We start from the raw sequence: 9,704 nt of genomic DNA on the forward strand, positions 1-9,704 counted from the left end.
TGCGTGATCTAATCACCACCAACTAACAGCAGTGTTGCGCCGACCCCTTGAAACCGCCAGAATCTAGCGGGGCGTCGTCGTTGATTCTGTTGTAGCCGAACGTGATTGAACGTCACTTCAGCAGTGCACGGCTCATCACGACGCGCTGGATCTGGTTGGTGCCCTCATAGATCTGCGTGATCTTGGCGTCGCGCATCATGCGCTCGACCGGGAAGTCGCGCGTGTAGCCGGCGCCACCGAACAGCTGCACGGCGTCGGTGGTGACCTGCATCGCGACGTCGGACGCAAAGCACTTCGACGCCGAGCTGATGAAGCCGAGGTTCTTCTCGCCACGCTCGGCGCGGGCGGCCGAGGTGTAAACCATCAGGCGCGCTGCCATGATCTTCATCGCCATGTCGGCGATCATGAACTCGACGCCCTGGAACGTGCTGATCGGGCGGTCGAACTGGCGACGCTGCTTTGTGTATTCGATGGCCTGGTCGAGTGCACCCTGTGCAATTCCGACTGCTTGCGCGCCGATTGTCGGGCGGGTGTGGTCGAGGGTCTCGAGTGCCGTCTTGAAGCCGGTGCCCGGTTCGCCGATGATGCGGTCGGCCGGGATGGTGCAGTCCTCGAAGTAGAGCTCTGCGGTGGGCGAACCCTTGATGCCCAGCTTCTTTTCGAGCGGTCCGACCGTGAAACCCGGATCGTCCTTGTGCACCATGAACGCCGAGATTCCGTGAGCACCCATGTCGGGGTCGGTGACCGCCATCACGGTGTACCAGGTGGATTTACCACCATTGGTGATCCAGCACTTGGTGCCGTTGATGACCCAGTTGTCGCCGTCCTTGCGCGCACGCGTCTTCATCGCCGCGGCGTCGGAACCGGCCTCACGCTCCGACAGGGCGTAGGACGCCATGGCTTCGCCCGAGGCAATGGAGGGCAGGACCTGCTGCTTGAGCTCTTCCGATCCGTTGAGGATCAGGCCCATGGTGCCGAGCTTGTTCACCGCCGGGATCAGCGAAGAAGACGCGTCCACTCGGGCAACCTCTTCGATCACGATGCATGCGGCAACGGAATCGGCGCCCTGGCCCCCATACTGCTCAGGTACGTGGATCGCGTTGAATCCGGACGCAGTCAGCGCCTTCAGCGCCTCTTCGGGGAATCGTGAGCGCTCATCGACGTCGGCCGCGTAGGGCTCAATCTCCTTGAGCGCGAGTGCGCGGATCGCTTCGCGCAGCGCGACATGCTCTTCTGGCAGCTGGAACAGATCGAAATCGGGGTTGGCATACCCCATGAGGGCCTCCTCATTCAGTCGACGATGACTTGATTTTCAGGATCATATTGCGTTCATCGAAACGCGACACTGAGTGTCATATTACTCGCCCTGACGACTCGTTGTCGACACTCGGTGCCATCGTTCAGGCCCATCCGGTACGGTTGCCGCCCCTCCTTCGGCGCGGTTCATCGCCGTATCCGACGGGGTGAGCACGGAGCGAGCACGGGAGGCGCTCGTCGACACCAAGACGCCGGCCACAGCGTCACCAGGCTCAGCCCGACGCTCGCGCGCACTCCGTACCGCGGAGACGAGAGTCAGGTGGCGGACTCGGGGATCGTCGCGCCGATCTTTTCGCTGACCGCCCGTGAGATCTCCAGTGCCGACGTCCCCGCGGGAAAGGTGATCACTGCGATCTCGGGCCGCTCGGTGGCACTGAGGGCCATCCGAATGCGCGCCAAGTCGCGACGCAGTCGGCCAAGTGTCGCGTCCTCGTCGCCGCGGATCATCGAGCGCAGAAGGTAGTTGTGCGCCGACGTGATCGCCGCGGCGAACGCGACGATATCGACCGGCGACTCATCGGGCAGCCGACTACGCAAATGCTCCTCGAAAACCCGCTGGTACCGATAGGTCGTCACCAACTCACGCTCTCGCAGTGTCGGCACCTTGGATACGACGTCCATGCGTCGAACCGCCAGGTCACGGGTCTTATGGAAGTGCGTGAACACGAGTTCGGCCGCTACGCACACCGCAGTCGGAGGGTCGACGTCGTCACTGTCGGCGAGTTGTGCGGCCACGTCGGTCAGCAATTCTTCGTGGTCGGCGAAGATCATGTCCTCTTTCGATCTGAACTGTCGAAAGAGGGTTCGTCGCGAGACACCGGCGGCAGCAGCAATCTGATCGACCGTCGTCGACTCGTAGCCGTTCTCACTGAACAGGCGGATCGACGCCGCGACGACCTGGGTTCGGAGGTCGATCGTCCCTCCCGCGGTGTCACTCGGTGCCATATTTGTAGATTAGCCCCGACCGAGCGTGGTTCGCGTTCATCGGGCTGCATCCACGTTGGTGGGGTGACGAACGGATCACGCCACCACACCGGCCTGTGCGTCGACCGCGTGAACGAACGTTCGTCCCGATCCATCGCCGACGTTGCGGTGTTGGCTAGAGTTCGGGCCGAATTCCTTGTCGTCAGCGCCACCGGAGGAGAACCCGTGACCGTGCCACCATCCGACCCGGACACCCTCCCGCCCGTTCCGCGGTTCGACACGGCTGCCCAGCAACCCCCGACGCCCGGCTTCATCCGCGCTCACATGATCGCGGGCCCCGACCTTCCCAGCCGGGTCGCGTCGGCCCTGACGCTCGGACGACGCAGACAACTGATCCGCCAGGTGGCCGCGATCGGCGGCTTCGGCCTGCTCTTCGTCGCCATCGGTGCAGTCTTCGTCGCCCTCGACCCCGACTCGTCGTCGACCACGATCATCATCAGCGGGTTCGTCCTGGTCGCGCTCGCGGTTCTCGCGCCGTGGCTCGGTCATCGACGGGTCAGCGCGGTGTGGGCGCGGTATGCGCCCGCGGGCACTCCGCTGACCACGGAGTTCTCGATCGATCGGGTCACACTCTCCGTCGGCCCGACCACAACGTCGATCCATGCGTCGGGCATCACGTCAGTCACGCACAGTCGGACCGTGTTCGTCGTCAGCACACGACAATTCGCCCAGCCATCGCTGGCGATACCGGAAGAGCTCGTGCCGCCGGCCGTGGCTGCCGACCTGCTCACGCGCTTTCCGGCGTGAGCCCTCAGTCAACGGCCTGCTTACGCAGCTCGAACTTGAGGACCTTGCCCGTCGACGTGCGTGGCAGCTCGTCGGCGAAGACGATGTCGCGTGGAATCTTGTAGCCTGCCAGCAGAGTTCGCGCGTACTCGATCAACTCGTCGGAGCTCAGCGAGCGCCCCTCCTTCAGGAGCACATACGCGCGGGCCCGCTCGCCCCACTTCTCGTCGGGAACGCCAACGACCGCGACGTCGAGCACTGCGTCGTGGCTGACCAGAGCTTGTTCGACCTCGATCGTCGAGATGTTCTCTCCGCCCGAGATGATGATGTCCTTGGCCCGATCGCGGAGCTGAATGTAGCCGTCAGGGTGCATCACGCCGAGGTCGCCGGTGTGAAACCATCCACCCTCGAACGCTTGTCGCGTCGCGTCGGGATCTCTGAAGTATCCGGCCATGATGTTGTTGCCGCGCAACACGATCTCACCGATCGTCGAGCCATCTGCCGGAACGTCGACAAGTGGCACGACGCCGCGGTCGACAACACGCGCCGGCTCCGCCTGGACCATTCCGACACCCTGCAGTGACAGCTTCGCCGCGCGGTCGGCGGGATCGAGATCGTCCCAGGACTCCTGGTACTCGCAGATCGTGTACGGCCCATAGCTTTCGGTGAGTCCATAGACGTGGACGACGCTGATGTCGAGCGCGGCGAGAGCCGCGATCACCGTCGGCGACGGTGGTGCGCCCGCCGTGGTGATCCGGAGCGGTGCGTCCAGGCGGTGCGCGCGTGGCGATCCGGCGATCGTGATGAGAACCGTTGGCGCACCACACAGATTCGTGACACCGAGGTCGTCGATGGCGTCCCATACCGCGTCGGCTCGCACCAGGCGTAGACACACGTGCATCGCCGACGCCGCGGTGACCGCCCAGGGCGTGCACCATCCGTTGCAGTGAAACATTGGGAGAGTCCACAAATATCTTGTGCTACCGGTGAATTGGTTGTGGTGCATCTCGCCCAACGCGTTGAGGTAGGCGCCCCGATGCGTGTACATCACGCCCTTGGGTTTGCCCGTCGTCCCCGAGGTGTAGTTGATGCTGATGACGCGGTCCTCGTCGTCGACAGTCCACGGGAGCGGCGTCGAATCCAGTGTGTCGGCGGTCGCGAGAAAGTCAGCGTACGAACGCAATCCGCTGATACCCGACGATTCGACGTCGGCAGGTGGTGGACCGAACTCGGGATCGGTGATCTCGACGTACGACGTCACGTCGGGCACCTCGTCGGCGATGGACGCGACGGTGTGGCGGAACTCGGCGTCGAAGAACAGGGTGGTGACGCCGGCGTGATTGAGGATGTACACCAGTTCGGGGCCTGCCAGGCGCGAGTTGAGTGCGACAAGAACTCCGCCCGCGAGCGGCACCGCGAAGTGCGCGACGAGTAGTTCGGGCACGTTGGGTGCAAGGTAGGCGATCCGCTCGCCCGGGGAGATCGTCGACTCGAGCACCCGGGCGAGACGCTGCACCTCGTCGCCGAGTTCGGTGTAGGTCGCCGAGCGCGCACCGTAGCGGATGGCGGTGCGGTCGCCGAACACCTCGACCGAGCGCTGCAAGAAGCGCAGCGGCGTCATTTCCGAGCGGTTTGCGGTCCCGCAGTCGATGCGGCCGAACTCGGCGTCGAGTTGCGCGGTGACGGCGGCATCGGTTGTCTGTGACGACACGGTGTTCTCCCAGCTTGGCATCGATGACACGCGGGTGAGCCCCGCGATGTTGACGTGCTCCTACGATATGGACCACACTCGTGCGCACGCCACCCCCGGAAGGAGGTGGCAAGCAGCTGCGGCCAGAGCGAATCGCGCGCCACATGGGGAGCTCGTTGCGGGTATCGCCCCCGGTGTCGGATCTGATCCGTAACGTGGAGCTCATGTCGACCCCAACCGAGAGTCCCTCGACGCCAGCAACCGACGACGATCCCAGCATCGACACGGCAGGCGCCGACTCCAGCGAACTGTCTGACGCCGAACGCGACCTGCTCGTCGACAACCTGCGCTACGTCCTCGACGGGCGCTGGCGGGCCACCCGTGATGAAGTTCGACGCCGCGCTAACCGCGCCGACCTCCTGCCCGATCCGTCGCGCACTCTCGAGCAGGCGCGGGCGCGCATCCTCGACGAGATGCGCGAACTGTCCGAGGAAGGATTCGCAGCGGCCGGATTCGGCGCCGACCACGGCGGTACGGGCGACGTCGGGGCGTCGATCACCGCGATCGAGATGCTCGGCTACGCCGATCTGTCGCTGATGGTCAAGGCGGGCGTGCAGTGGGGACTATGGGGTGGAGCCGTCGAAAACCTCGGCACCGCAAGGCATCACGAGAAGTACGTTGCCGACACCATCAGCCTCGACCTCCTCGGCTGCTTCGCCATGACCGAGACCGGGCACGGCTCCAACGTGCAGGAACTCGAGACCACCGCCACCTACGACGCGACCACCAAGGAATTCGTGATCCACTCGCCGACGCCGTCGGCCCGTAAGGACTACATCGGCGGCGCCGCCGAGCACGCCCGCATGGCATCGGTCTTCGCGCAGTTGATCACCGCAGGTCCCGGCCAGGAGCCGGAAAGCTATGGCGTGCACTGCTTTGTGGTGCCGATTCGCGACGCGGACGGCAACGACCTGCCGGGTGTGACCACGAGCGACTGCGGCTACAAGGGCGGTCTGCCCGGCGTCGACAACGGACGCATCATGTTCGACGAGGTGCGCATCCCGAAGGACAACCTCCTCAACCGGTACGCCGACGTCGAGGACGACGGCACGTACTCGTCGCCGATCGAAAACCCCAACAGACGCTTCTTCACCATGCTCGGCACGCTGATCCGCGGTCGGATCACGGTTGCGGCCACCGCTGGAGCCGCGTCGCGTAAAGCGTTGGCCATCGCAACGCGATATGGCTTGGTGCGCAGGCAATTCGACGCTCCGGGCGATGAGGAAGAGATCGTCATCCTCGACTACCTCGGCCATCAGCGAAAGCTGCTACCGCTGATCGCGAAATCGTATGCCATCGCGTTCGCACAGAACGAGCTCACCGAAGAACTGCACGAGGTGCAGTCCGATACCCCGACCGAATCACCCGATGGGTCATCCGATGATTCCAAGGCGGGTCGCCAGCGCGAACTCGAAGCGAACGCCGCAGGACTCAAGGCGTACGCGACATGGCACGCGTCCCACGCGATCAATGTTGCTCGCGAAGCATGCGGCGGCGCAGGCTATCTCGACGAAAACCAGATCTCGATCATCCGCGGCGACATCGACGTCTTCACCACGTTCGAAGGCGACAACACCGTGCTCACCCAGCTCATCGCCAAGGAAGTGCTTTCGGCGTACGCCGACGACGTCCAAGGCCTCTCTGCTGGCGGTTGGGTGCGGTTCATCGCGTCGATGGCACGCGACGTCGTCGTCGAGAAAACCGCTGCGCGACAGGTTGTTCAGACACTCTTGGAGAGTTCGGACGAAGACACCGAGAAGTCCGCGCTGACCAACCGCGGTACTCAGCTACGACTGTTCCGCAACCGCGAGGACCATCTGGTGCGCACCTGCGCGCAGCGTCTGCGTCGAGCAACCAACGACGACAACGATGCGTTCGAGGTGTTCAACAACGCGCAGGATCACCTGCTCAAGGTCGGCCAGGCTCGCACCGAGCGAATCGTGCTGGAAGCCTTCGTCCAGGCCATCAACGACTGCGATTCGCGCGCCGCAGCAGAGGTACTCGGCAAGGTGTGCGACCTGTTCGTCTACTCCGCGCTCGAGGCCGACCTCGGCTGGTTCATGATGCATCGCCACATCTCCGTCGAGCGCGCCAAGGCGATTCGACGCGGCGTCAACGAACTCTGCCAAGACCTACGCCCTTACGCGGGGACGCTTGTCGACGCATTCGGCATCCCGGAGCAGCTCGTGGGCGCGCCGATGATCGAGAACCACTGAGAGGTCGGGTCTAGTCGCTCGACCCCCGAGGGCGCACACCGAGCTGCACCGCAAGGTGTGCCTCGATGAGCTCGTGACGGAATCGTTCGACGTCGCGGGCCCACGCCTGGGCGAGCTTGCCGTCGACGAGCTTCACGCCGACGCCCTTACGACGTCGCGGAACCCCCGCGAGTTCTCCGAGCGCCGGAGCGCTCTCCCACTTCTCGTGTTCGGCGCCGTTGTTGGCGGGGTAGATCTTCTCGATGTCGGCGAGTGCCATCAGCAGCGTCCCCTGCTGCAACGTGGTCTCGGTCAGTTCGACTCCGACGTGGCGCCGCGCCGCGTACACCTGGACGATCGAGAACAGCGTGATGATTGCGCCGAGGACCGAGATCCACAACCAATGCACACGGCCGGGGCCGGCGATGTCCACCGCGAGCACGGCGCCTGCGAGCACAGGGCCGATCGCGACGACCCACCAGCTACCGCCCTCCTCGACGAACAACGTCTCGCCGCGGTCCTCCGGCTCCGGGATCGGGTGCGCTCGGTGGGCGGCGTCGGTGTCGGTGTCTTGCTCGGCCGCGTTGTCTTCCTCCGCGTCGGCTGATTCTTCTGCTTCGGCGGATTCGTCGGGGCCATCGAGGTCTTCGAGCTCTTCTGCGTCGGCAACTTCTCCTGAGTCAGCCGATTCGTCGTGATTGCCGTCGGGTGTCTCGCCATCGGCTGGCGCCGTGCTGCCATCGACACCACGGGCAGATTCGACGGCGCTGTCCGAGGACTCCGCGCTGCCGCTCGGGATTTCTGGGCTGCCACCGGCGGGATCGTCAGCGGCAGAGGTCACGCTATGTCCCGTTTCCGGTCCTGCTTGTTTCGCGCGGATGCCGAGTTTTTGTCACCCGATCGGTTCTCGACGGGTCTCGTCTTGCCGCCCGGCCTGCTTTTCCCGTTCGTGGCGCGCCCCTTGCCGCCCGCTTTGCCCTTGCCCGACGTGGACTTCTCCGGGCACTCGGGTGGGCTGCCCGCGTTGAACCAGGCGTCGGCTTCGGGGCGGTAGGCGAGCAACGATCCGAAGAGTCCGATGACCGCGGCGAGCAGAGTGAACGCGAGGGCGGGATAGCCGAAGCTGAGGAACACCAGCATGATCACAACGACGAGCGTCAGCGCCGCCAACGATGAGCGCCAGCGAGCATCCCCAACGTAGGCCTTGCTGCCGAGCAGCACGTACGCCACACCGACGGCGATCACGATGATCCCGATTCCGATCGGAAGCAGCGTCGGGCCGTCGGCGAAGATGCCCGCCACGATGTAGCCGACACCGAGCAGTCCCAACAGAACGCCGGACGCTATCCAGCATCGATACGCCCAGGTCACCATTTTCGGGCGGTTACTTGCGTCAGGAAGGGTCACTGCTTTGCTTTCTGTCTGTCGACGGCTCGCTGCGCGGCGTCGACTCGTTCTCGTGGCTGTGGAGACGTGCCTCGTCGGGTCGGTCCCCTTCTCCGGAAGAGTAGTCGCCACGGACTGTTCCCGACGGCGTGCCGACGGTATTCGGATCTTTCTGCAGTGATCCGGTCTGGGATGTTGCTTTTTGGGGTGATGCCGACTCGCCGGTCGTCGGCGGCTGCCAGCCCCGGCGTCGCGCCTCGTCTTCCCATGACGTCGGCGAGCCCTGGGCGTAGGGGGCGTTGTCGGGGTACTGACCGCCGGCGGGAGGTTGCTGGTCGGGTGCCTGTCCGTATGACTGCGGGTATGGCGTGTAAGGCGGTGGCGACTGCGGGTACGGCGGGTACGGCGGGGTCTGTGGGTACTGAGGCGGGTGGCCGGGAGGGGCGGGGTACCCGGGCGGTGTGGGTTGCGGTTTGCGGTAGGCGGCCATCGCGCGGCAGTAGGCGTCGGACTCGCGTCTCAGGAGGAGGATGGTCGCACCGAGCGCGGCGATGCCGCCGATGATCAGCGGGATTCCGATCCACCAGGGATCGACACCTGCGATCAGCGAGAAGGCCATGTCGATGAGGACGAAGACTCCCATCGCGCCCAGCAGCACCCGCGCCCAGTTGTATCCCTTGCGCACAAACCAGACGAAGGTCAATGAGATCGCGGACAGGACAACCGCGGTGATCACCGTAATCGCGATCAGGAAGCCCGAAGACGTCATGAGATCTACCTCTGCGCGCGGGGTATCGGCGGGGAGGTCGGAGACTCGCTGGTTCATCATGTCGCGCAGGGTCGGGTACTGAGCGACGGCCGTCACGATCCTGGCGATGACCACGACGATCCACAGCTCACACGCGATGGCCACCGAGTCGGGCAGCTTAGGGCGCTCGCGCTGCCCGTCTGCCTGCGCGGACGTGGGGTCGCGACGCGGATCGAGAAATTGCGACATAGCTCCAGCGTAGTGAACGCAGCTTGGTGCGCGATGAGGACCTGCGCGCCTCGTCCGGCCCGACGTGTGTACACAATCGTGACGTCAGCGGGCCGCCGTCGATATTATTGTCGTGGCCTCGCGCTGACGTCGAAGTTGTGTACGCAGTCGCGCCGCGCAGGTCCTCATCGCGCACCAAGCTGCGTTCACTACGCTGGAGCTATGTCGCAATTTCTCGATCCGCGTCGCGACCCCACGTCCGCGCAGGCAGACGGGCAGCGCGAGCGCCCTAAGCTGCCCGACTCGGTGGCCATCGCGTGTGAGCTGTGGATCGTCGTGGTCATCGCCAGGATCGTGACGGCCGTCGCTC

The 9,704-nt window shown here is 64.8% G+C and carries 8 protein-coding genes; 2 read left to right on the plus strand and 6 right to left on the minus strand.

Translation table 11 applies throughout. From position 1 onward, the window contains the following. Window positions 1-112 precede the first annotated feature (112 nt). Both A5777_RS06175 and A5777_RS06180 read right to left on the minus strand, forming a co-directional pair. Complete coding sequence (locus A5777_RS06175) at window positions 113-1,276, minus strand: acyl-CoA dehydrogenase (protein ID WP_064862004.1); 1,164 nt, start codon at window positions 1,274-1,276, stop codon at window positions 113-115. Window positions 1,277-1,572: 296 nt separating this feature from the next. Then, window positions 1,573-2,262, minus strand: a complete 690-nt coding sequence (locus A5777_RS06180) for a TetR/AcrR family transcriptional regulator (protein ID WP_064862005.1) — start codon at window positions 2,260-2,262, stop codon at window positions 1,573-1,575. Window positions 2,263-2,466: 204 nt separating this feature from the next. Here A5777_RS06180 and A5777_RS06185 point away from each other — a divergent pair, with 204 nt between their 5' ends. Beyond that, window positions 2,467-3,048, plus strand: a complete 582-nt coding sequence (locus tag A5777_RS06185; RefSeq protein ID WP_231894963.1) for a hypothetical protein — start codon at window positions 2,467-2,469, stop codon at window positions 3,046-3,048. A 4-nt stretch (window positions 3,049-3,052) separates the two neighbouring features. Here A5777_RS06185 and A5777_RS06190 read toward each other — a convergent pair whose 3' ends face one another. Beyond that, window positions 3,053-4,738, minus strand: coding sequence for an AMP-binding protein (locus tag A5777_RS06190; protein WP_442903018.1), 1,686 nt, complete (start codon window positions 4,736-4,738; stop codon window positions 3,053-3,055). 203 nt (window positions 4,739-4,941) lie between these two features. Here A5777_RS06190 and A5777_RS06195 point away from each other — a divergent pair, with 203 nt between their 5' ends. Next, the gene (locus tag A5777_RS06195) at window positions 4,942-6,993 is read left to right on the plus strand and encodes an acyl-CoA dehydrogenase family protein (protein WP_064862011.1); all 2,052 of its coding nucleotides are present in this window, start codon (window positions 4,942-4,944) and stop codon (window positions 6,991-6,993) included. Window positions 6,994-7,003: 10 nt separating this feature from the next. Here A5777_RS06195 and A5777_RS06200 read toward each other — a convergent pair whose 3' ends face one another. Genes A5777_RS06200 through A5777_RS06210 form a run of 3 tightly spaced genes read right to left on the minus strand, consistent with a single transcriptional unit; the run spans window position 7,004 to window position 9,355 of the window. Continuing rightward, the gene (locus A5777_RS06200) at window positions 7,004-7,813 is read right to left on the minus strand and encodes a hypothetical protein (RefSeq protein WP_064862006.1); all 810 of its coding nucleotides are present in this window, start codon (window positions 7,811-7,813) and stop codon (window positions 7,004-7,006) included. Continuing rightward, a complete protein-coding gene (locus A5777_RS06205) occupies window positions 7,810-8,379 on the minus strand; it encodes a hypothetical protein (protein ID WP_082933562.1) in 570 nt (189 codons plus the stop codon). Before A5777_RS06205 ends, A5777_RS06200 begins: the two co-directional genes overlap by 4 nt. Beyond that, a complete protein-coding gene (locus A5777_RS06210; RefSeq protein ID WP_064862008.1) occupies window positions 8,366-9,355 on the minus strand; it encodes a DUF998 domain-containing protein in 990 nt (329 codons plus the stop codon). Before A5777_RS06210 ends, A5777_RS06205 begins: the two co-directional genes overlap by 14 nt. Window positions 9,356-9,704: the final 349 nt, after the last annotated feature.

Source organism: Gordonia sp. 852002-10350_SCH5691597 (genome assembly GCF_001665715.1).
GTDB classification, from domain to species: domain Bacteria; phylum Actinomycetota; class Actinomycetes; order Mycobacteriales; family Mycobacteriaceae; genus Gordonia; species Gordonia sputi.